Origin of the sequence: Vibrio sp. AND4, from assembly GCF_000171815.1 — a bacterium.
Lineage (GTDB): Bacteria > Pseudomonadota > Gammaproteobacteria > Enterobacterales > Vibrionaceae > Vibrio.
Genome location: NZ_ABGR01000003.1, coordinates 67,482 through 90,294, shown reverse-complemented (window position 1 = coordinate 90,294; position 22,813 = coordinate 67,482). Strand labels below are relative to the sequence as shown.

Genomic DNA, 22,813 nt, shown 5'->3' with positions numbered 1-22,813 from the left:
GAGGCTAGGTTGTTATAGCCTCTTACTTTGCGTAATTATTTAGCTGGCATAGATTGTTGAAGGGCGCAGCGAAAACTCACCGATGGGAAGTACCCTTTTAGCTTAGTAGTCTTATGAATGCGTGAGAATACCATCGTCCTTCCCGCCGCATCACGGAGCACTTTTTCTGTGCCAGAGTCTGGGCCTTGCGGATTCTTTTCCGGTGAATTCTGGTAATATGTCGGTGAGTACCAATCATTCACCCATTCGCTCACTTGATTAGACATGCCAGCGACACCTAACGGGTTCGGGGGGGATGAGTCAACATTTTCGATATCTGTTGAGCTATTTACCTCATCCTTTTTGTAGTCCACGTAATGTCCGGCCTCTGGATCGAAATAATGTGAGTTGTACATTTGACGATAGCCATTATTAGTCGCGAAATATACCTTTCCCCCGCGGCTTCTTGCCGCATATTCCCATTGTGCTTCTGTTGGTAAGTCAAAAGGCAGTGCACTGACATTGCTCAGCCATTGACAGTAATCTTTCGCTTCTTGCCACTGCTTTGCTGAAGCGGCAGCCTTTTGTCTATCTTCTAGCAAGTATTTATATTTAACAGAGTCTCGAGGGACGTGAGTGCGATCTCTAGAGTCATCTTCTGCCACTGGCAGCTTATTGATCCATCGCATCCACTCCATATCGACAAAGCGTGTTTCAAACTTTGCAATGGAATACGAGTCTAATGTTACCTTGTGCAGGTTATAAGCCCCTGTTTCACCGCTGGATGGATCACTCAAACATTGTACATCCGGTGACCAATCCATACGATTTGGTGTGCCGCTTGGGATTTCGCATGGAGCACCAAAGTCCCCCATCTCAAAGCTACCGCCTTCAACAAAGACAAGTTCTTCAATCGCTCGAACTACGGTTTTTGCAGCTCTCAATTTTTGCTCTTGAGTTGCTTCTGGGTAAAGCTTATTGATGTTCGACACAATCGTATCGATTTGCTGTTGAGAGACGGTCTCGCTAGACACTGGGATTGCTGAACTCTCGCTATTGCACGCAACCAATAAAGGAAGCACACAAGCCATACCTAACCATCTGTTTTTCATTTGGTATTCCTTTTACGTTATGCGCATATTTTACGCAAAAAGAGCAGGAGAGAACAACTTCAAAGACACTGTATGACTAGTTATAACGACGGTGTTCAGGTTTGATCTTTGAAAGGAGAAGAAGTAGTGCAGTGATAAGCTTAAATATGGGCACTTATTTTGGTACGAGAGAACAGGCGATAATGTTTGAATCAACCGGAGGGAGATGTGTTGGTCTATATATTATTTGTTTCATAATGAACTAAGTGGAGAGTCTTGTTGAACAGCACATCGAAAGCTTCCATTTGAAAAATAATGGTCTAGAACAGGTTCCTCACCGAAACGGTCAAAGGTCATAACATTTCCCGAGCCATCGCGAATAACTTTTAGTTGACCAACCTTGGGGCCTCGAGGGTTTTTTTTAGGTGACTTAAGGTAATAATCTTTTTCATACCAATCATTGACCCATTCACTGATGCTGTTGTTCATCCCAAAGATACCTAGTGGGTTTGCTGGCCAGTAACCAATATACTTCTCTTCTTTTGTACTGCTGTTAATAGTTGAAGGAGAAACTTGAACATATTTATCAAGATTTACATCGAAATATTGATCTTCTGAGAGGGAGCGATAGCCATCATTAGTAGCATAATAATAGTGCTGTCCACGACTTCTAGCGGCGAATTCCCACTGAGCCTCAGTCGGGAGATCAAAAGATAAAGTAGATACCTTTCCTAGCCATAGGCAATAATCTTTAGCCTCTTGCCAGCTTTTAGTTGACGCCGCTTTGTTATGTTTTGTCTCCGAATCAACGATTCTTTTGTATTCTTCATCTGTTCTAAGCATCTGTTTATCTTTTAATGGCTTATAACTTGTTATGATTCCAGCAGCGACAGGGAGCTCATTTATTTGACGCATCCACTCCATATCCATAAAGCTGGTCTCATATTTAGACATCGAATAAGAGTCGAGAGTGACTCTATGTAAATGTTGCGCACCAGAGAGATTGGTGGCAAAGTTAAAGCACTGCGCATTAGGAGACCAATCTAAACGGTTTTCTGATTTTGTTGGGAAATCACAATCCATCTTGAAATCACCCATATCGAAGCTGCCACCCTCCACGAACACCATGTTCTCGATAGCGCGAACTACCACTTCTGCCGCTTTCTGCTTCTGCTCTTGAGTTGCTTCTGGATAAAGCTTATTGATGTTCGACACAATCGTATCGATTTGCTGTTGAGAGACGGTCTCGCTAGACACCTCGATTGCTGAACTGTCGCTATTGCACGCAACCAGTAAAGGAAGCACACAAGCCATACCTAACCATCTGTTTTTCATTTGGTATTCCTTTTACTTTATGGGCATATTTTACGCAAAAATAAAAGCAGAGAACAGTTTCAAAGCCACGGTATGACTAGTTATAACGACGGTGTTTTCTTGTTATTGGGGGATGTACATGCGCGGGATAAAACAAAGCCGCTGAGGGGAGCAGCGGCTTTATTGGTTTATTCTGGTATCAAATTACTTTGCAGCTTGTGGACGTGGCTTACGACGCTGTCCTGAAGGCTTGGCGCCACCTGAGTTACCGCTGTTAGGCTTACGATTACCCGATGGCTTGCCACCGTTGCCACTCTTAACTGCTTCACCTCGGCCGCTTTTGTTGTCACTGTTAAAACGACGTTTAGGTTTGTTTGCTGCGTTTCTTTCGTTCGCTTGTGCACTGCCGCCGCCTGCTGATGGGCTCTTTGGCTTTTTCGGTTTCTTAGGTTTGATTGGACGAGTGTCTAATTTAGACTCTGGTACCACATTGGTTGGTGCAAAGCCGGCTAGCTCTTTACGAGGCAGTAGCTGTTGGATCAAACGCTCAATAGCAAATAGCTCTGGCGCTTCCAGTGCAGACACCAATGAGATCGCTTTACCCATTTCACCAGCACGGCCTGTACGACCAATACGGTGAACGTAATCTTCTGCTACTTTAGGAAGCTCAAAGTTAACCACTTGAGGAAGCTGAGGAATATCGATACCACGTGCAGCAATGTCCGTGGCAACCAGTACACGAATCGCGCCAGATTTGAAATCAGCCAACGCTTTAGTACGAGCGCTTTGGCTCTTATTACCGTGAATCGCAGCAGCGGGTAGCTTTTCATCTATTAGGAACTTCGCTAGACGGTTTGCCCCATGTTTAGTGCGAGTGAAGACCAGTACTTGTCTCCAGTCCCCTTCTTTGATCAGTTTTACCAACATCGGCGCTTTTTTCTTTGCATCCGATGGGTAAATACTTTGCTCTACCGTGCGTGCTGTCGAGTTTGCTGGGTTGACTGAAATCTCTACTGGGTTGTTCACTAGGCCTTTCGCTAGGTCACGAATCTCATCTGAGAAAGTGGCAGAGAAAAGCAGGTTTTGACGTTGCTTAGGCAGCAAATCAAGTATCTTACGAATGTCGCGGATAAAGCCCATATCCAACATGCGATCGGCTTCGTCTAGGACTAATACTTCCAGTTGGTCGAATTTCACAGCGTTTTGGCTGTAAAGGTCCATCAAGCGACCAGGCGTTGCAACCAATACATCAGCACCTTTGCGAAGACGCTGCATTTGTGGGTTGATTTTCACACCACCGAACACGACAGCGCTGTTTAGAGGAAGGTGCTGGCTGTACGTGAACACGCTTTCTTGCACCTGAGCGGCAAGCTCACGCGTTGGTGTCAGAATAAGTGCGCGAACGTGGTTAGCGCGGACGCGAGGGCCGTTAGACAAAAGCTCAAGGATCGGAAGTGTGAAGCCTGCTGTTTTACCTGTACCAGTCTGCGCTGCTGCCATTACGTCTTTCCCTTCCAATACCGCAGGAATTGCTTGAGCCTGAATTGGCGAAGGGGTGTCGTAGCCTTTTTCTTGAATAGCTTTAAGGATTGGAACAGATAGACCTAACGAGGTAAAACCCATATGTATGATTCTCAATTGTCGAATTGGATAAAATGCGCCTAATTTATTTTAGACGCGAAAAGTGCGCCATTCTGAGGCTTTTAGGCGCTGTCTTCAACCATTTCCGTCATGGATAAATATTTGAGCCAGATCTCATTTTCAAATTGCACAACGGAGCTAGGGCTCGGCATACTGCTTTTTCATTCAAAAAGGGGGAGTGGTCTGTGATGCCGAGCTCTGTATATTTGTCTTTTAAATCAGCAGCATTCTTAATGGTTAGCTCTTCAATAGAAGTCGGATACTTGGTAGTTAAGTCCGCTTATCCAAAATTCATTGTCTAGATGCGCTTGCATCATTCTTTTTTCTTGGCCGTTTTCTAAAGTAATGAGATAGAGGCCGGACGTTAGCCCTTCCACCATATAAAAGCCATCCTCCTCAATCTTGCTTGAGAACTCCATATCATTGGCCATGTGTTTAAAGTGCAGGTAACTGTTGCTTTCGAGATGGCCTTCTATCAAGCCATCAACGCCAAAAGAGGCGATCAAAACCACGGATATTTGTGTGATCCCTGCTTGGCGCGTATTGACGAGAATGGGGTTACGCTGCGCAGTTAAGTTAAGGTCAAGTGCACTCTCATCAACGTGGATGGAGAGATTATGGTGAGCAGGGACTTGGTGAAAAACAAACTCACCGTTTTCATCGCTCATGGCGAACTGGTCAAGTACGCGCAGACTCACATTCGGGATTACGTTGCCTTGTTGGTCGACGACGGTGCCGACAAGTTTTGCGTAACTGTATTTGCTCCAATCTAACAGCTCGGCAATGTTGTCGTCGAAATGGCTGCGAGCCGCAGCTTCTGTCGTAAGCTCGACACCGTAATGTTCATGATTGCCAAACAGTTTGATTTTGAAGTTTGAGTTCACTCGGACTTCGACCATTGCGGACAATTCGAGATCGCTATTGTTATAGGTGGCAGACAGGCTCGACATGACTTCCTCGAAGTACTGCCCGTGGTTGAGCCAGCAATCGGTACAAATATTTCGTAATGAAGCTTCAGTCTGCTCTAGAGAGCCGGATTTATCCCATGCCCCTTTCACACGCCATGAGGTATTTGAAAAGCCATTTTTGGCGAGTTCGATAGTATGTAAGAAGTCGTCGACACTCGCTTTCTTATCGTGGGTGTAATTAGATTCAAAGCGGAGAAAAAGATTACGAGCGACTCTCATGCTGACTTGAGGTGAGATTTTATAGCCACCGTCTTCATGCCTTAGATCCAGATAGGCGTTATAGTAATCGCCTGAATAGCTGTATTTTAAGGCGTCATACAAGTCAGAATTCCGTGTGAGATTCACAGACTTGTTGAGCTCTAAGCTTAACGATTGGGCGCGGCCAAACTGCATGTCTAGCTCTACAGGGAAGTGTTGTAATTCAGGAATCCAACCTACTTGCATGGCTAGCCAGTGGCTCAGAAGGTAACGTGTTTGGAAAGCCAACAGCGTGTCGTGTTCCGCGATTAACGCGGTGGTTCCAAAGGTTAGATAGTCATCTATGCCGTACTCTATGATACCCGCTCCAACTTTGGCGTCTTCAAAGTCGACGATGGCATCTACTCCCCACTTTCCTTTCGGAAGGAAACCTCCATCCAAGCCTGCGATAACGACTTCCTCTTGTTGCCAAACGCCTTTCGCCAAGTAATAGCGAAACGTGAGTGTGTCACCTGGTGCGATATTGTTCTCTTCGATGACAAAGCGCCCAAAATCATCAGAGCGATACGAGCTTTGATAAATCCCGTTGACCAACACATCGATGTTGATGTTTGGCTGCGTTGCTCGCTCAAGTTGCAGATCGCCAAATTTAGGTGTTGTTTCATGATTGGTGTAGTGAAAACCATTTTCTAGAATCACAGGGTTGGAGTAGAGGCCACCATCTAGTAACACATGCCCGAGTTGAACTTGATTACTATTGTTTGGTGGGGCGAGCGTGAAGTTGTAGTAAGCCACAGGTTGATCTTCCCGTGAGTCAACAGACAGCTGACCTATCCAGTTTTTGGTGCTCATCAGCGAGTCAGAGAGAAGGTAGCCTCCCTCCTTGTTATCGCTCTCATATGACGCGGTTGCGGAAAGGCGTGTGGAGAATCCCAGCGTTGATAATGGCCTGACTGCGGGTTGTCGTGCCAGTTTTTCAAGTTGTTTGGCCTTTTCTCGGGAGTCGCGTTTTAGCTTTTGAATTTCTTCTTCCAGCTCTGAGGGAGACTTATAGCCCTTGTCGATGATAAGTTGATAGTCTTCGATGTACCAACGAGCTTTAACGGGCAAGCAGTCGTTAAGGCTACGCCAGTGGATAAGCCATTCCTGTTCATAATTGAGGACCTGAATAGGCTGTTGTGAGGAGTTAGACCGGTAACACACACCATGTGCTAGGTCGATAATGAAGGCCGGAGTCTCTCGTGCCACGTCCTGTGGCAAGTGAATTTCACATCGCTGTTGAACACAATCTCCATGCATTTCTAATAAGTAAGCAATACTGCTCTCGATAGGCAGGTAGGGCTCTTCCTCATCGTCCATCATGACACGATAAAAACTGTCTCCTACATTGCCTAGCCGGACTTCAATGTGTGCAGGGTACAAGGCCAATTGAGATGGTTCTTTGGCGGATGAAGGAAAGGATAGGGCGAAGATCATCGACAAGCACAGCCCAATGTAATGCAGTCTCATTCTGGTCAGATTGGGCTCGGTGCGTGAATCGATGTAAGACAGGTTACAAGGTACATTCGTGTAGTGATTGTTCGTCTTGTGTGATAAGAACTTTAGTCTTAGCCGGTAGCGTTCTCACAAGCTCTGACTGTCTAAGTAGTACAAACTTTTCTTGAATATTTTCAATGTTTAATATGGCATTAAACTGATGTTTACCTTTATTTTGAATGCGTAACTCGCCGCTGTTGCACTGGAAGGACACATCTTGTTTTATCTCGCCGCGTTGTACGTAAACCGGGATATAGCTGTTCACTCTGAAGTCGAGATTGAAAGAGGGGCCTGTGCTTTGAGCGTCTGTGGTTTTGCCTTGGGCCAACGTGATCGGAGAGAACCACAAATACGCTCTATATTCACCATCGGCTTTATCTGCAGGCAAAGCGCTAAATCTCAAGCGAATGGTGCGTCGTTGGTTTGGCTTTAATTCACGAATGACAGGTGGAGAGACTTTAATCCAATCCGCAATATCTTCCGTTTGCGCGATGTTTTGAGCGGTGCGGGTGACGCCTCTCAAAGTAATAGGGCGATAAACCGGTTTGATTTCAAGTCGAATGGGTTTGTCCGAGCTGTTTTCGACGATAATCTTCTCTGTCACCGACTGATCTGCATTCAGCACCAAGCGCGTCGGAGCAATCAAAAGTTGCGCATGAATAGGTAGCGAGATGATCACTGTTGCCAGCAGTAGAATTAAGTGCTTCATCGATAATTAACCTCAAAAGGAATGGTGCCAGAGTAGTTGCCAGCTGGAATTTTTGCGCCTATCCGAATCTTTGCGCCGATACATAGCAATTTGCTTCTTCCATTGCTGTTTATTTTTGTGCGCCCGCGTTTAGATAAGCCACACCCGTAAAAAATTCGACGTATCTTAATTTTTCGAGATGACTTGTTATGATTAAGATATTGGTTATTAGGTACGGTGACGATAATTTTTTTACCTGGTTGACCTTCAACATAAAAACGGACAACATACAGTTGATTGTGGGCAGGATTAGAAATCGCATTTTGTCCTCGTCCAGATAAATATATTCCTGGAAAAGAGATACCCATATTTTCTGGTACGATCGTCAATGCCAAGCAACTTTGGTGGGTAAATAAAAATAACCCTAAATAAAAATTGACTTTTAATAGCATGATATTCTAATAGTAATAATGGCGGCACTATATTATTGCCGCCATTTCATTAAACGATACTATTGATTACTGGTAAGTAACATCAACTGGAACGCTTGCAGAGTACGTTCCAGCAACAAGTGTTGCTGTTGATACTTGTGCTGTACCGCCAATTTTAAGCTCTGCTGTGCCGCCCGTTAGCGTTAGTGTAGGAGAAAAGTCAAAGGTCGCTGCAACGTTGTTTGCACCATTTACAAGGTTAGTACCAGCGATAGCAACATCAACGACTTCACCGGCACCACCGTCGATATTAAAGGTCGCAGCGCCCGCGTCGCCTTGAGCAATCACAACATCTGCCGTACGGTCTGAAGTGATAATACCGAAATCAAGATTCGACGTTCTGGTCATAGTGATTGCTTGTTTTACTTCTAGAGTCGCGTCAAAAGTATCGCTCACGGCAAAAGTGTTCATAGATGAAAGGGTGAGAGCAGATAGCGTAGTAATTTTTACAAATGTATTCATTTATTTACCTGTTATGTTTTAGCGTGAATAAAAAATTTCCTATACATGAGACAAATGGTACTGGGGTTATGGTATTTGTCAGGTAAATAAAATACACATAAAGCATAATTTGTAAAAATATTTCTGTTATTAAATGGTTTATATATAAATAACTTAAACAGCGGTCACATAAGCCATTAGTGGTTGCTAATTAAGCTAATCTTATATTGCAGTTAAAAATATTTTTACGAATTAACCATAAAAACACTGTCAAGTTATTGGTTGCATAAAAATAAGGTGAATATTATTTAATATATATTACCAACCTTTAATGAAGAGGATCTTAATATAGGTTTTAGTAATTAAGAGATAATGGTTGAGAAATAATTAAAATTAATCTCTGTTATAACATCACATACTTATAATATGGTGCTGGTGCTGGTGCTGAATAGGGCTCAACCCGTATGGTGATGTAAGGAAAATCGATACTCGATAAGCAATGCCGGAGGGGCTTATCCGTGCGCTTTGATCCCAAAAGGTATGGGGCTTTCAAGAGTGACTAATCTTGCTTTACGCGATCTAAGAAAGCTTGAGTGATACGTTGGAACAAGCCATCCACACTAGTCGTTTGCGGAATGTGGTCAAAAAGAGTTGTATGGACATCACCGCGAATAGAATTGGTATGGCCGCATACTTGATTGCAAAGTTTTACCGGCTCGACGATTTTTTCAACATCGGCATCAATGAGGATACAGGCTTGAGAAAGTATCACTTGTCCGCCACCTTTCTTCAGTAATACGCGTTGCGCTGTGCCCACCACTTTTTGACCACCAATGTTTAGGTTGTAGTCGCCATCACAATAGGAGTTTGGTGTCGCATGCACGTCGACCTTGACCCCAAGCTGTTCAAAGAAGGACGTGAGAACGTCACACAAATCAAGATATGCCTTCTTAATATCGTACGGCTGGTTTTCTGGCCAGTGGTAAATGTGGGAGAGATTAATAATTCCCGGAACTTGTGGGACAGGCGCGCCTCCTGTTTTTCTTGAGAATAGTTTCCAGTTTTTGTCCTCAAGAGCTTGCTCAAGCACGTCCGAAATAGGCCACTTTTTTCCTGCTGGAAGAACCAGTGTTGGGCTTTTTACTTGCCATAACAACAATACTTGGGAGAGTTGATCCGCTTGTACGAGTTTGACTAACTCATCTTCTTTACTGAAGACATCACTGACTTCAATGGACTGATAACGGATGAGTTTATTTTTGGCGGCCAAATTTATGTCCTCTTTTCGTCTACTCTTCAGTGTTACTCTAATTTGATCACGAAATCCAATAATGTTCTAGTTTTTCATCGATTGATCGCTGGTAAATTAATAAAAAAATCGTTGAACAGACGGCGATGGAAAGCATGACGACTTTTGTTGTTCGCTAATGTTCACCAGTGTAAAACCAAAAGAAAAGCAGACGATAAAGCCTGCTTTTGTGTTGATATTTGCTGTAAAGAAACAGAATGGGTTCGATACAGCGATACCATCTTGGCGATCTTATGTCTTTGCCATCTAATTTAACCCTGCAGTCGCCATCGCAACAGAATCTGTAAAGGATAGGGTGAAGGCTTCATCGGTGTTAAGCACTTTTGCTGGGAACTTTAAGTGCAATTTTGCTTCTGGCGTCACTTCGGATTTGATGCTGGTAATGAACTTGCGAGTTTCTCCTGGGGAGATGGTTACCTCGGTTCCGCTGCTAGGGCTGAGCTCCGCGATGCCAATGGTGCTGAGGCCGTTCCCTTGGTGATCGATGAGACTGAGCAGCGATTCCGACTTGTAAATCAACTCACCCTTATCGGTTTGATAGGCTCTAAAGGTATTGAAACTCGGTTGTAACTCGCCATCAGATGCAAGATTGGTCACAGAGAAGATCACATTGGAACCATCAAATTTCTCAACTCTTACCAATACGTTCGCATCCTGATAACGCGCGGCCGTCACAGCAGCTAACCTCTCACGTTGCCTCTCTTTCTCTCGCTCCAATTCTGCCGCATTTGTTTTTTCAGCTTTTATGCGAGATTCGGCCATAGCGTAAGACTTATCGACCATGGTCAAAAGTGCGGGAATAGAATAGGCAGATAGACCTTCTAAGTGGTCAAAATCAATCTTAGCGTTCGCGGTGAGCCTATTGGTTGAGAACTGACAATGTCCGTCGATAAGGCTGACGAACGCGACTTCAAAGGTACTTTGTAGCTTGCTCACTTCAATGCTTGCTTGTTTAATGTTTTCGCGGACCTGCTGTATTTCCTGTAGAGACTTCTTCGGTAGCAAACCGTTGGGTGACACATCGTTAGAAACTGAAACCAGTTGTTCTGTGACGAATGGATTGTTCTTTGCTGGAACAACGGTCGTCACAAGGTTGGATTGTGTGATGTCTTCACCCAGTAACACGGTCATTTTCTGCGACACGGCGGTTTTGTTGCCTGCAAGTACGTCGCTGCAGTTTGGTGAATTGCTCGCGTGTGCTGATTGGGCGCCTGCGAGAGACAGTATGGTGGTCAAGCCTGTGATAACAAGCCCTCTTGGTGGTCGAATCTTCATCCTGATAAACCCCTCTGTAATATGATGCGCTAAGCCGACGTGCGACAGTCCAATCACGGGTTGGCATGGCGACATTCAGAATGGTTGTAATTGCGTCCTTGCAGTACACATCATTCACAGAATGATGAGTTGGCGGATCCCGAGGGATGTTAGATAGTGATTAGCCCTCTTGCCCAAAAACCTTTGAAATAATTGACAGTGCCGCAAGGTCGATGCCTTTTCCTGAAAGATAGACGTAACTTTTCAAGGCATCAAATGTGTGATGAAGGTCTCTTTTTTGCGACGGTAAGAGGATCAAACGAAAACAGGCACTTAACGTAGAGAGTTGATTTAGAGAGAAAAAAATAAATTTTCGGGGGAACTTTTTGCAACCTTGCCTTTGAGACTTAATTCGCATCTCAAAGGCAGGTGAAGATATTTTAAGGTGTGATTGATATTACAGCGCGTTCAGCACATGGGCTAAACGCGTCACGGCGATTTTAAGCTCATCAGGCGTTGCATTCGTGAAGTTAAGGCGCAGTGCTGCTCGCGCATTGGACCCCTCTGGATAAAACACAGGGCTAGGTACGACGGCAACACCATTCGCTAACAGTGATTTCGCGAGTTCAAATGTGTCGCATTCTGGAATTTCCACCCATACGAACATGCCACCATCAACAGGTTTCAATACACAATAGTTAGGAAGCTGTTTTTCTAGCTCGGCGTACATCACATCGTAACGTGACTTGTAGAGCTGACAAATGGTGGTGATGTGGGTTTCAAAATTATCGTGTTGCAGCAAGCCGTGCAGCAGTGCTTGCATTGGTACGCTGGAATGCAGATCCGCACCCTGTTTGATTTTGATCAGCGGCTCTAGATAAGAGTTTTTACCGGTTACCACACCGATGCGAAGGCCCGGAGAAGCGATTTTCGAGAATGAACGCAATACAATGGAATGCTGAGGGCAAAAATCCGACACAAGCGGCAGTGCTTCACCAGAGAAACGCAACTCGCGGTAGGGCGCATCTTCAATAAAAGTCACCTTGTATTGGATACAAAGCGCTGCGACTTTCTGACGGGTTTCTAGTGCCCAGCAAACCCCTGTTGGGTTATGGAAATCAGGTACGGCATAAAACATTTTCGGTTTTTGTTCCGCGAAGCACTGTTCTAGCTCTTTAAGATTCGGACCAAATTCTGTTTGAGAGACAGTCACTATGTTTGCCTGAACTAAGCCAAAGACCTGCATCGCACCGAGGTAGCTCGGTGCTTCCATTACGATTTTGTCGCCTGGGTTTACGTAAGCGCGCGCGATAAGATCCAAACCCTGCTGTGAGCCAGTGGTGACCATTGCAGTATGCGTTTCAGGTAATGTGAAATAACCATTTAGGAATTCAAGCAGTGGGGCGTAACCGGCGGTGGAACCATATTGGAAAACCTCCGGCATGTTTGCCAAGTTTTCTAGGGTTGGCTTCATTAAGTCGATTGGAAAGGTTTTTGCGTCGGGCAAGCCGCCAGCAAGTGATATGACGTTTTTATCGCTAGCAGCAGCGAGGATCTCTCGAATGTATGATGACTTTACTTTTTGCAGTGACTTTGCGATTTCCATGTGTTGTGCTTCTCGTATTTTTTATTTTGGTTCTGTACCAATCGAAGTAAATAACAGTTAACTCTCGCTTATTAGAACGCTTGGTTACAACTTCCTGTGATTGGTCGGGTTTGAATTAACATTATATGGTAATTGCCATTCTTGGTGTGTCCATTTATGCTGTTAAACATGTCCACTTATGCTAATTAATCAAAGTATCAATTTATGAGTCAGCAACAGATTTCCAGAATCAATGATGTGTTGTCGTACATTCATCAAGACATTAGTAGAGAGTTGCCCGCTAAAAAACTTGCTGATATAGCCGCATATTCTGAGCAGCACTTTCATCGTATCTTTAAAGAGACCGTCGGGGAATCAATCCATCAATACGTTCGTCGAACGCGAATGGAATACGCCGCAAACCAGTTGATGTTCGATACCAAATCATCGGTGCTGGAGATTGCCAATAAATGTGGTTTCAGCTCGGTGTCGTCTTTCAGTCGAGCGTTTAAAGCGTCTTTTAACCTGTCCCCTGGTGCTTGGCGGAAACATGATTTGCAAGTGGCAGAGAAACCTTACTTAAAAGACCCAGAGGTCGCGGCGGGCTATCACAGAGTGGCTAGGCGAGCGTTACCAGAGCCCAAAATTATTGAAGTGCCACAACGCCTCGCCGCTTATGTAAGGCATGAGGGCTACAACCGTTCTATCCGCAATGCTTGGCTGGTGTTAAAAGCTTGGGCTAACTCAGAGCACCGTGACTTCTCGACTCAATACGGTTTGCATCACTCTAACCCTGCATGGGTTGATTTGGACAAATGCCGTTACGTGGCGTGCATGGCGATTGACCAGCCGCTTCAGTATCGCGGAGTTGTGAATCAAATGACCATACCGGGTGGTTTACATGCGGTATTTCGACTGACAGGTGTGTATGGTGAATTGTTACCGCAGATCAGCATGGTATTGGAGAAATGGTTACCGCACTCGGGCTTTAAGCAACGTTCAACGCCAGCATACGTTCATTATCACAAAAACCATTTTCTTAATCATGAAGAAGTATTTGAGTTAGATTTTTATCTACCGATAGGCTTCTTTTGAAGAAAGACAGCCTGGCCACAAGCAAAATGATAAAAAGGCCCCGCGAGAACGGAGCCTTTTGGTTAGCACTGCTTTTTCTTATTAGTAACCATGCATACTATTAATAAATTGCTTAGTTACTCGTTTATCTTCTTCTATATTAGCAAGATTTGAACAAAGGGAGGGTCTGAGGCTTGATTGAATCAGCCAAAGTGTTATCTAGCGCAGGGAATAATTGATTAATGCCTGTTTCAGATAGCCCTAACCATGCCATTAGACTTGCATGAAGCTGATCGGAAGAGATGGTCGGAATGACACGACCACGCGAGAGCAAGTAAGGACTTGTATCAGATAAATCTGGATATTCACCCACAATCGCCTTTCCTGCTACACCACCACCCATGACCAATGCGTGGCTTGCCCAACCGTGGTCCGTACCATCGGTACCGTTTGGAATCAAAGTACGACCAAATTCGGAATGGGTGAAGGTTGTCACTTGGTCATAAAGGCCGTTGTTTTCTAGTGCTAATTGGAACGCAGCCATGGCTTCTGCCAACTCTTGTAGCAAAACCGTTTGGCGACTAATTTGCGCAGAGTGGGTATCAAACCCGCCTAATTTACAACTAAAGTACTGAGCAGGATGCTGGAACTGATCTTTGTGCAGTAGCAGTTTAAATACCGCTTTTAGCTGCTTACCGATGCGTGTCTCTGGGAAAATGTCGGTAATCTCGGCATTCAAAATGGCGCTGAACTCTTGATACATTCTGGTTGAGTCCACCGCGACACCGGCATAGTGAGACTGAAAAACATTATCGTAACTGGCTGTGCTTTGAAGCTGATCAAACAGACCTCGCGATCGTTGATCATTAAAGATATCGCTAGGTGGTTGTGAGCCGACGGAGTTAGATTGTGCGTCAATGCAGTTGGTCCAAACTTGCGTGCCGCCAATATCAAACATAGGTGACAGCTCATTTAAACTTCGCAGCATGGTGCCGAGCTCTGTCGATGTCTTCGCACCAAACCCCTCTTTTGACAGAGACTGGGTCGCATGAGATTGCACCATGGTCGATTGATGCGAGTGGCTGAATAAGTGAGCGGGGCGAGTATTTTTGCTGTAAACCACGTTGTTCACGCGCTGTGTTAGCGTACCTAGGTTCACAACGGGGACAAGGCTAGCATTATCCCAACAGGTTTTTAGTGCTGCCATGGCAGGGTTTAATGCCAATTTGGCTTTATCATTAACAGCATCTAAGTGTATACAGCTCGTCTCATCCAAAGCTAAGTTGCCGCGCAGCGCTTGGTATTGGCTGTTCGCAGGGGCGGCGGTTGGGATCAGCATATTGTAGCCATCGTTACCACCTGCAAGGTCGATACCTACCACGGCGCGATAGCCGTTTTTGCACTGATTGAATGAGGTTGCAAAAGCAGGAAAGGCAGCAAGATTAAGTGCAGATACGCCTACACCAGCAGAACCTGTTTGTAAAAAGCGACGTCGTGTTAAGTTCATGATGATTATCCCTGTATGATGAATTCTGGTGAAAGCAGTGCGTTCATAACGAGATTCTTAATCTCTTTGCGCCATTTAGATTGGCGGCTTGGACACTGAGCGAGGTAATCGAGATAACATTGACGAGCTTGCAGGCTCATCTGGTAAGCAAACAAATGTTCGTTGAGGTAATCCACAACGCCTTCGTCATCAAACGCTAAGTAGCGGCTAAACAGCGTCTCATCCATGTACCAATCTTTGCCTTCCTCCTCGAAACGAGCGATAAGCTCACGAAACTGAATGCCGTATTGGTAGATGTCATGCCATTGGTATACGTTAAGTTCTGGCGCAACCAGATGATTAAAATCAGGATGGTTCGGTGCATCATCTGGTTGGTAATAGTAAAAGACAGAAGGCGCAGACAGCGGTAACATTCGGCTATACCCGTTGAACTGTTTTGGCCACATCATCACGCCCTCACGGCGCTTCACTTGTAATGCACGCATGGCATGCGTAAACACAGTCATCGGATCACGTAACTTCCCGACAGTGCTGCCAGATTGAAGGGCGTCTCTGTCAGTGAGAATTGCGATCACTAGGGTTTTCATGTCGCCATCAGAGCGTTTGAACTTGCGGCGTACACGGCGAATATAGCCAGCCCTTGGGTTACTGGTTACAAGCTTGTTGATGAAGAATTTAGTGACAAAGGTGTAGAGCGTATTTTGGTTCATCAAATGTTCGATCACCGCTTCCAGTTCTTCCTCTGCTCCCACACCTGCTGGAAAGGTTTTACCAAGAATACGCTTTTCGCCCATGTCGTGTTCACCGCGTGGCAACATTGGCTGGCTGTATTTTTCGTCTCCGCGAATATCAATAAACTTCCAACCAGTGAATACACGCGCTAGTTGTTCGATGTCTTCTTGGGTGTAAGAAGGCTCTTCGTTACCTTCTTTGTCCAAACGTACTTCACCGTTATTACGCAGTTTAACTGGGCCTAGCGTAAACAACTGCAACAGCTCACGAGCATAGTTCTCATCTGGCGCAGTAAATTCGTTAGACACGTTATTCACAAACGTTAGATACTCACCCATTATTGGCGACTTCGATGCAAAACGAATCACATCACGGAAGTTTCCAAAGGCATTGTCAAGTAACCCATCGAAGTAATTACACATGTAACGACGTCTAGAAACCGAGCGAAACGCGGGATCTTTTACACTAACGACAAACAGTTGAGATAGGGTATACGCAATGCGCTGGCGTAAGATATCCTGTCCTTCTACCGTCATGCGCGTCCAACTGCTGGCGTAATACAAGCCTTGTGATAAGTTCGGAACTTTGAGCTCATCTTGCTCAAAATGAGCCAACCAAGAGGATGGGGCAATAAGCGTTTGTTGATTGACCCAGTTTTCGATATTCCCTGATTGAACAAGATCATTAATGTCGCGTTGGGATGGCCCGAACGTGCATTGAAGCAATGTTCTTGCTGCATCTGTGTAGTTCTGATTCATTTTAGCTCTCGTTAGTTTTTGTTATCTGTATTAGTAAGGCGTCCATTTTTGCGATTACATTTAAAAGTACGCCATACTTTTTAAATGTAATCGATAGTTTTGCTAACAAAAACAACAAAACCACATTTTTATTGTGACTTTGCTGCACAATTTGGGCGCTAGTTCCATCGGGCAAAATTAAAAGGTGAGCAGTGCAATAAAAGCGTCTTTGTTGCGTTGTTAGATCGACAACTGAAATTTGTTATTTCGCAAATTATCATCAAGCTGTCTTGATTAGTTCACATCTGGCTCCCAGACTGTTGTTATGGTTTAAGTCAGTATGCAAACCTCTGAGTATGGGAAGTGCAGCTAGGCATAAAAATGAAAAACGCCAGGGAAAAGCAACTTGTAATCTCAACATTTAAGGAAGACCAAGATGAAAGCGGAAAAGGTAGCAGTCGTTACTGGAGCGGCTCGCGGTATTGGCCAAGCCATATGCGAGCAATTACTAGAGGATGGATTCCACGTCGTTGGGCTGGATGTATCACCGATAGAATGGAGCCAGTCGGCTCAGCTAAGCAGTTATCAAGTTAACTTATGTGATGCCGCAGGCGTCAGCGAAGTCGTAGGCAGTATCGTAAAGCAGCATGGAAGAATCGATGCACTGGTCAATAATGCGGGTATTACGCGTGATGCGCTGTTACCAGATATGCTAGAGCAAGATTGGGATAGCGTGATTGACGTCAATTTAAAAGCAGTATTCTTACTTACTCAACGTGTCGCCGCTGTGATGTTAGAGCATGGGGCTGGCAGTATTGTCAATATCTCCTCTATTGTGGGTACAGACGGCAACATCGGTCAGAGTAACTACGGCGCAAGTAAAGGCGGTGTTATCTCGATGAGTAAAGGCTGGGCAAAAGAACTATCAAGAAAGGGTGCCCAGATTCGCGTAAATTGTGTCGCACCAGGCTTTATTGTTACCGACATGACTAAGAACTTGCCAGAAAAAGTCATTCAAATGATGGAGGACAAAACCCCATTAGGTCGGATGGGGTCGGTGCAAGATATTGCCAATGGTGTCTCTTTCCTCACTTCAGACAAGAGCGCTTATATTACAGGGCAAGTGCTCAAAATCGACGGGGGTTTAGTGCTATAGCTAACCAAGAAAATTTAGATGACAAACACCCTTCACAGTAAGGGTGTTTCGTTGATTGCTGAACTAGGCACCTCAAAGCCACCTGAATGCCACTTTTTAAGCTGTTGATTTTAAATGGATTAAAAATAAAAAAAGAAATACATATCTATTATTTTCACTTAGTGTATAGTGACGCAAGCTCAAACGGTGAGTTATTAATAGTATATTTAGTTCAAGATCTTCTCAGTTTTTCGATTAAATTCGTCATACCCATTCTGCGATACCTTATTCTTCATTCCTTATTTGGTAGCTTTCTATTTAATTTAATCAATGTATCGAGATATATTATGTCAAATAAAACAACTGGCTCAGTAAAATGGTTTAACGAATCAAAAGGTTTTGGATTCATCACTCCTGATAACGGTGGTTCTGACCTATTTGTTCATTTCAAATCAATTGCTAGTGAAGGTTTTAAAACATTAACTGAAGGCCAAAAGGTTTCTTTTAATGTTGAGCAAGGTAATAAAGGCCCACAAGCAGGCAACGTTACTCCAGCGTAAGAATTTTTAAAAAGGTCTCTTCTATCGATGAGACCTTTTTACTATAGTGTTAATTAAGACTCCAAAGACCAGAAAAATAATAAAAATTAACTTTGGGCTCTAGTAAGGTAAGAAGCTACATGAGAAAACCAGCAAGAAAATCGAGTAAGAAAACCCAAAAAAACAACTTTGAAGAGCGATTTGCTCTGATGGTAAAAGAGTATCAGGAAGCGAAAGAAAATCTTGACTCAATGACCGAAGGTTCACCAGAATATCTAGTTCAGAAAAAAGTATGCGATAGACTTTTTGCAAATGCTGAGCGATACATAAATAAAAAATAAAAGCTTTATCCTACTTTAAGCCATCTAATATTCTTTGTAGAATAGCTAATTTTATATATTGATAAGCATCAATGTTGTCAGTGATATATTTGGTTTGGATAAAGATAAACATTAAGCGTAGTATATTAAGAGTGTATGCCATAATCAGAATTTATGGCGCAAAAAGCATTCTCAAGATATTAGAATAAATAGTTTGCTAAATAACAGGCAAGCTGTTTGTTCTTAGAAGTCTGTCTTTATGTCATCTACAATGCTTGACCTAATCCGTACTTATCTAATCATCGGAAAGTCATTGAATTATTGTTATCCATTGCTATCCTCATTTGTGTGGTGTCTGATACCTTTCCAGTCAACACATGCGCGGTGCTAAATTCAGTTAACAACCAAAATAGAGTGATATGTGAGTAAGCTACCTAAACCAACAAAAAAGCAGAAGCAATTTAGTATTAATCCCGAAGGAAAAGGGATTAAGCGGATACCTGAAGAGTTAAAAACAATGGGGGTTCGCAAACGCATAGAAGAGATTGAGGAACAAAGGGAATGGGATAAGGAGTGGGGATTGTGAGTTCGAGAAACCTCCCTGAACTTATAAATACGACACTGCTCCTATACTCGGAGAAGTTGAGTAATTTTGACAGAGACATGCTTTCAGGTTTTCTTGACCAACTTAACCGTAAACAAGCCCTGTCAGAGAAGCAAATTAAACTGTGTCAGAAGCTTTTACGCAAAACTAATCAGGTTTGCGTATTTATTCACGATACGCCAAACGACTTTTGATTGCTGTCAAACGTCACCTTTTACCTTTTAGATCTGGCTTACACCAAGCGTCACTCGACTTTGATTTTTAATTAACTTACTGATTTTAAAGGTAATGATTGGATTTATTTAATCCTGCCCCTAAACCTCACACTATTACTATTTTTCATTGTTCTCCTCGGTGTTGGTATCATCATACTCTACCTGCCTGTTTTTATGGCGAAACCAATGACAAGATAGTTAATCTCATAAATGAAGATCAATCGTTCTTGATTTACGGTATTATGTGTAATTAAACGAACTGTAGCTACCTATGAACATACCCATCACTACTGAGCCGAACGACTCCTTCAAAGTATCTTGCTCAAACTGTAAAGCATGTTGTTGCCGCCTGGAAGTCATGATCATTTCTGATACAGGTGTACCAGAGCAATTTATAAAACGAGATCAGTATGGTGGTGAGACAATGAAGCGTTTGTATGATGGATGGTGCGCCGCTCTCGACAGGGATACCCTTATGTGCACTATCTATGAAAATCGCCCTTGGATATGCCGCGAGTTCGAAATGGCCTCAGATGAATGCTTGGATGAACGAGATAAATACATCTAAATAATATTGTTAAGGTTTGGTTAAAGGCAGTCTAGGTGCCAATCTAGAGCGATAGCAAACTTTGTCAGTGGCACATTGAACGGTCTGCAATATATCGCCTTTATCCGAGTTGAAGTGTTATTTATTTCATATTCATCTTGAGATCATAAATGCATTAAGTATCATTTGGTTACATTGGTTATATACAAGGTAAATGATATGAATGATAACGCTCCAACCAAAATGAGCGATTTATATGAGTATTCGGGCTTTTGGCCCCGAGTTGGTGCTAGTCTTATTGATACCGTTATAATATGCACCTTAACGTACCCAATTTTGGTGGCGGTATACGGTTGGGCATACTTTGAAAGCGACGACTTAGTGCAAGGTGTTACTGATCTGATGTTAAGTTGGATTTTCCCATTGCTTGCAATCATTGGGTTTTGGTTATATCGCCAGGCAACACCCGGTAAAATAGCGATTTCTGCAAGAATAGTGGATGCGAAAACTGGAGAGAAGCCGACACTTAGACAGTGCACCATAAGGTATTTAGGCTACTTTATAGCGGGGATGCCACTTGGGCTTGGCATCTTGTGGGTTGCGTGGGATAGGCGTAAACAAGGTTGGCATGACAAGTTAGCTAACACAGTCGTTATTAGTGAAAAAGCACGAAAAAAAACTCACGAGGTTGAGTTTTCCTAAAACTGGCATAAAACATATTTAAAAGCGATGGCCTTTATTTAGTATTATGATTCCATTATTGAACTTGTTTTTTGGTGGTATGGTTTGGGACGAATTGCGCACGCTTTAATTGGGCGCTAAGTAAGATTATTAATAAAGAGGAAATAAAAATGGATTGGTATTTGACTGTTTTGAAAAAGTACGCGCTGTTCAGTGGAAGAGCGAGACGAAAAGAATATTGGATGTTTTTTCTGTTTAACCTTATTTTCTCTTTGGTGCTTGGGGCTATCGACGGGTTACTTGGTACGGTATTTATTGGCACTATTTATGGATTAGCTGTTCTCATTCCTGGGATTGCGGTCTCAGTCCGTCGGTTACATGATATTGGTCGAACTGGTTGGTGGGTGTTAATTAGTTTTATCCCGCTTATCGGATTGATTGTACTTATTATCTTTGCAGCTACAGAGGGTGATAAAGGTACTAATGAATATGGCTCAGATCCAAAAGAAGCGGACGGTTCAATTGCCTGACTATTCCATGTAGATTCGATGCTCGTGTTTGTGGTCTAGTTAATGTGTGCGAGCTAGCGGTTTTTTATCATCACTCCTAGCCAAAACGAGCTCTAGCGAGCGTAGATTTCGAAGAGAAAAAGCGTCTTTCCTGTTTCTAGGAAAGGCGCTTTTTTTGTTCTAACTATCTCATCAGGTAGCGACATAAGCTTAAACAGTGAGAACCTATTGACCGATTAAAGGATCAGAAAGTTACTCGGTTGGTAATATGGTGACTGACTCAAAAGATGCTACTGCGTTTCCACTCGCGCCTGGACGATCATCATAAGAATTTTTCTGTAACAGGGTGTAGTACACGTCCACGAAGTCATCATCGTTAGTCAATATGTGATCAGGTATTAGTTCAATGATTTTACTGGTGATCTGGGGAATGATGACATACCCCTGTACTTCTGGGTCCGGAATCATTTTCAGTACTTCTTCAGCGCCGTTGACTAATAGTTTTGCGAGATCTTTGTAATTGGTACCATCATCATGCTCCATCAGAATGATGTCGGCTGCCCCCCAGCGATAACGAGGCCAAAATATGATGGTTTGATTTGGGTAGTAGGTTTGCTTATCGTAATCCAAGTAGGGCATTTCGACCAGATCAATCTGTGGCGCTACGCGACTCGCGTCGACACCAGTCACAATCGCATAGATTTCTGCTCTACCAGAGATCCAAGGCTCGTTATCTACCGCTAAACGAATTTTCGTAAGCTGAGTCGTATTGAGCTCTTCCTGTTCGGATAGCGAGTGATGTGTGTTACTTTTAATTGGCTTTTTTTGCGCGGAGCTGGTGTCAACGTAAGCATTATCAGCATTGATTTGGGTCGTGATACCGAGCCGATTCATCTCTGCTTGCATGGCCATAAGGCTTGCTTTGAGCTCTTTTTTGCCATTGCTATCAATAACAAATACGGGGACGTTAGGCATTTGGTAGAGGTCTAATTCATGAACTTGCCCATTAACGTCATACGCCTCGATGTACTGCCAGTTGGCCTCATCACCAGGCGGTTCGTATGCAAACAGCGGACTTACCCCCTCTTTCCAAGCTTCAACCATGGTTTCATCAGCGATGCGTATTTCAAGGACGGAATCAACGAAGTCGCTAATTCCTCTCATCTTACGATAGTTAAGATCGGCTCTCTGCATTTTAATAGAGAAATTGGAACGGTTCTGGATAGAGTTCAACTTGTCTATCGGTATAGATAAACTATTCTCGGTGATTTGCTTCCTTAAAGAAGACTCAAGATCGGCGTAGTTTTCACTGATAAGCGATGCTAATGACTGTTTTTGTACAATAGCTTTGGTTGAAGTCACTGATGAGCCGGTTGTATTGATACTGTCTGCATGAGAATAGAACCCAACAACTGTTGCAGAAAGCGCTATGAAGATTGAAAAAGATGCTCTCATAAAAAGTCCTTATTTTAATTTCTATCATTAATAGAGCCTTCACCCTATAAGAACTAACTTATCAACAACCAAGATTTGTATAAAACTTAGCCGCTTTTTTTTGTTTCAGTGTGCGGAACAAAGTCTCAAATTAATGTATTCTTATAGAATTAATTAGAGATAAACTTGATATTTAGCAGTTGATAAATTCATCACCAGTGAGTTGTTGGATAACCGTCTGCTTTGGTGTTCGTTACTTGACGTAAAGGTAAGCACCTCATTGG

Annotated in this window: 21 protein-coding genes; 8 read left to right on the top strand and 13 right to left on the bottom strand. The window is 43.5% G+C overall.

Annotated elements, in window-relative coordinates; genetic code table 11:
• Nucleotides 1-35: 35 nt before the first annotated feature.
• The 10 genes from AND4_RS05665 to AND4_RS05620 all read right to left on the bottom strand — a co-directional run bounded on the left by AND4_RS05665 (nucleotide 36) and on the right by AND4_RS05620 (nucleotide 12,516).
• Nucleotides 36-1,091: an SUMF1/EgtB/PvdO family nonheme iron enzyme gene (locus tag AND4_RS05665; RefSeq protein ID WP_009841964.1), complete on the bottom strand. Its 1,056-nt coding sequence runs from the start codon at nucleotides 1,089-1,091 to the stop codon at nucleotides 36-38.
• A gap of 231 nt (nucleotides 1,092-1,322) precedes the next feature.
• The gene (locus AND4_RS05660) at nucleotides 1,323-2,405 is read right to left on the bottom strand and encodes an SUMF1/EgtB/PvdO family nonheme iron enzyme (RefSeq protein ID WP_009841963.1); all 1,083 of its coding nucleotides are present in this window, start codon (nucleotides 2,403-2,405) and stop codon (nucleotides 1,323-1,325) included.
• Nucleotides 2,406-2,588: 183 nt separating this feature from the next.
• A complete protein-coding gene (locus AND4_RS05655) occupies nucleotides 2,589-4,007 on the bottom strand; it encodes a DEAD/DEAH box helicase (RefSeq protein ID WP_009841962.1) in 1,419 nt (472 codons plus the stop codon).
• 263 nt (nucleotides 4,008-4,270) lie between these two features.
• Nucleotides 4,271-6,700: a carboxypeptidase regulatory-like domain-containing protein gene (locus AND4_RS05650; RefSeq protein WP_241210245.1), complete on the bottom strand. Its 2,430-nt coding sequence runs from the start codon at nucleotides 6,698-6,700 to the stop codon at nucleotides 4,271-4,273.
• Nucleotides 6,701-6,743: 43 nt separating this feature from the next.
• Nucleotides 6,744-7,436: a molecular chaperone gene (locus AND4_RS05645; protein ID WP_009841960.1), complete on the bottom strand. Its 693-nt coding sequence runs from the start codon at nucleotides 7,434-7,436 to the stop codon at nucleotides 6,744-6,746.
• A complete protein-coding gene (locus AND4_RS05640) occupies nucleotides 7,433-7,867 on the bottom strand; it encodes a DUF4402 domain-containing protein (protein WP_009841959.1) in 435 nt (144 codons plus the stop codon). The genes AND4_RS05645 and AND4_RS05640 overlap by 4 nt, the downstream gene beginning before the upstream one ends.
• 66 nt (nucleotides 7,868-7,933) lie before the next feature.
• Nucleotides 7,934-8,368: a DUF4402 domain-containing protein gene (locus tag AND4_RS05635; protein WP_009841958.1), complete on the bottom strand. Its 435-nt coding sequence runs from the start codon at nucleotides 8,366-8,368 to the stop codon at nucleotides 7,934-7,936.
• Nucleotides 8,369-8,906: 538 nt separating this feature from the next.
• The gene (locus AND4_RS05630; protein ID WP_009841957.1) at nucleotides 8,907-9,617 is read right to left on the bottom strand and encodes a lipoate--protein ligase A; all 711 of its coding nucleotides are present in this window, start codon (nucleotides 9,615-9,617) and stop codon (nucleotides 8,907-8,909) included.
• A gap of 285 nt (nucleotides 9,618-9,902) precedes the next feature.
• On the bottom strand, nucleotides 9,903-10,931 hold the full coding sequence (locus AND4_RS05625) for a hypothetical protein (protein WP_009841956.1): 1,029 nt from the start codon (nucleotides 10,929-10,931) through the stop codon (nucleotides 9,903-9,905).
• Between the two features lie 436 nt (nucleotides 10,932-11,367).
• Nucleotides 11,368-12,516 (bottom strand): PLP-dependent aminotransferase family protein, encoded by a 1,149-nt coding sequence (locus AND4_RS05620; protein WP_009841955.1) that lies wholly within the window; start codon nucleotides 12,514-12,516, stop codon nucleotides 11,368-11,370.
• 204 nt (nucleotides 12,517-12,720) lie between these two features.
• Between AND4_RS05620 and AND4_RS05615 the strand changes: the two genes are divergently transcribed.
• Nucleotides 12,721-13,590: a helix-turn-helix domain-containing protein gene (locus tag AND4_RS05615; RefSeq protein WP_009841954.1), complete on the top strand. Its 870-nt coding sequence runs from the start codon at nucleotides 12,721-12,723 to the stop codon at nucleotides 13,588-13,590.
• A gap of 139 nt (nucleotides 13,591-13,729) precedes the next feature.
• On the opposite strand, the gene AND4_RS05610 is transcribed toward AND4_RS05615, so the two are convergent.
• Both AND4_RS05610 and AND4_RS05605 read right to left on the bottom strand, forming a co-directional pair.
• Nucleotides 13,730-15,076 carry a DUF1501 domain-containing protein gene (locus AND4_RS05610; RefSeq protein WP_009841953.1) on the bottom strand — a complete coding sequence of 449 codons (1,347 nt, stop codon included), beginning with the start codon at nucleotides 15,074-15,076 and terminating at the stop codon, nucleotides 13,730-13,732.
• A gap of 5 nt (nucleotides 15,077-15,081) precedes the next feature.
• On the bottom strand, nucleotides 15,082-16,566 hold the full coding sequence (locus tag AND4_RS05605) for a DUF1800 family protein (protein WP_009841952.1): 1,485 nt from the start codon (nucleotides 16,564-16,566) through the stop codon (nucleotides 15,082-15,084).
• Between the two features lie 415 nt (nucleotides 16,567-16,981).
• On the opposite strand from AND4_RS05605, the gene fabG reads away from it, so the two are divergent.
• The 7 genes from fabG (at nucleotide 16,982) to AND4_RS05570 (ending at nucleotide 21,116) form a co-directional block, all read left to right on the top strand.
• Nucleotides 16,982-17,701 carry a 3-oxoacyl-ACP reductase FabG gene (gene fabG / locus AND4_RS05600; RefSeq protein WP_009841951.1) on the top strand — a complete coding sequence of 240 codons (720 nt, stop codon included), beginning with the start codon at nucleotides 16,982-16,984 and terminating at the stop codon, nucleotides 17,699-17,701.
• A 326-nt stretch (nucleotides 17,702-18,027) separates the two neighbouring features.
• Entirely contained in the window at nucleotides 18,028-18,240 is a 213-nt protein-coding gene (locus AND4_RS05595; RefSeq protein ID WP_009841950.1) for a cold-shock protein, read from the top strand.
• Between the two features lie 119 nt (nucleotides 18,241-18,359).
• Nucleotides 18,360-18,560, top strand: coding sequence for a hypothetical protein (locus AND4_RS05590; RefSeq protein ID WP_009841949.1), 201 nt, complete (start codon nucleotides 18,360-18,362; stop codon nucleotides 18,558-18,560).
• Nucleotides 18,561-18,960: 400 nt separating this feature from the next.
• The gene (locus AND4_RS20230) at nucleotides 18,961-19,125 is read left to right on the top strand and encodes a hypothetical protein (protein ID WP_009841948.1); all 165 of its coding nucleotides are present in this window, start codon (nucleotides 18,961-18,963) and stop codon (nucleotides 19,123-19,125) included.
• Between the two features lie 504 nt (nucleotides 19,126-19,629).
• Complete coding sequence (locus tag AND4_RS05580) at nucleotides 19,630-19,926, top strand: YkgJ family cysteine cluster protein (protein WP_083796267.1); 297 nt, start codon at nucleotides 19,630-19,632, stop codon at nucleotides 19,924-19,926.
• A 198-nt stretch (nucleotides 19,927-20,124) separates the two neighbouring features.
• A complete protein-coding gene (locus tag AND4_RS05575) occupies nucleotides 20,125-20,607 on the top strand; it encodes an RDD family protein (protein WP_009841945.1) in 483 nt (160 codons plus the stop codon).
• Between the two features lie 149 nt (nucleotides 20,608-20,756).
• Nucleotides 20,757-21,116 carry a DUF805 domain-containing protein gene (locus tag AND4_RS05570; protein ID WP_009841944.1) on the top strand — a complete coding sequence of 120 codons (360 nt, stop codon included), beginning with the start codon at nucleotides 20,757-20,759 and terminating at the stop codon, nucleotides 21,114-21,116.
• A gap of 231 nt (nucleotides 21,117-21,347) precedes the next feature.
• Here AND4_RS05570 and AND4_RS05565 read toward each other — a convergent pair whose 3' ends face one another.
• Nucleotides 21,348-22,550, bottom strand: a complete 1,203-nt coding sequence (locus tag AND4_RS05565) for a DUF3103 domain-containing protein (protein WP_009841943.1) — start codon at nucleotides 22,548-22,550, stop codon at nucleotides 21,348-21,350.
• Nucleotides 22,551-22,813: the final 263 nt, after the last annotated feature.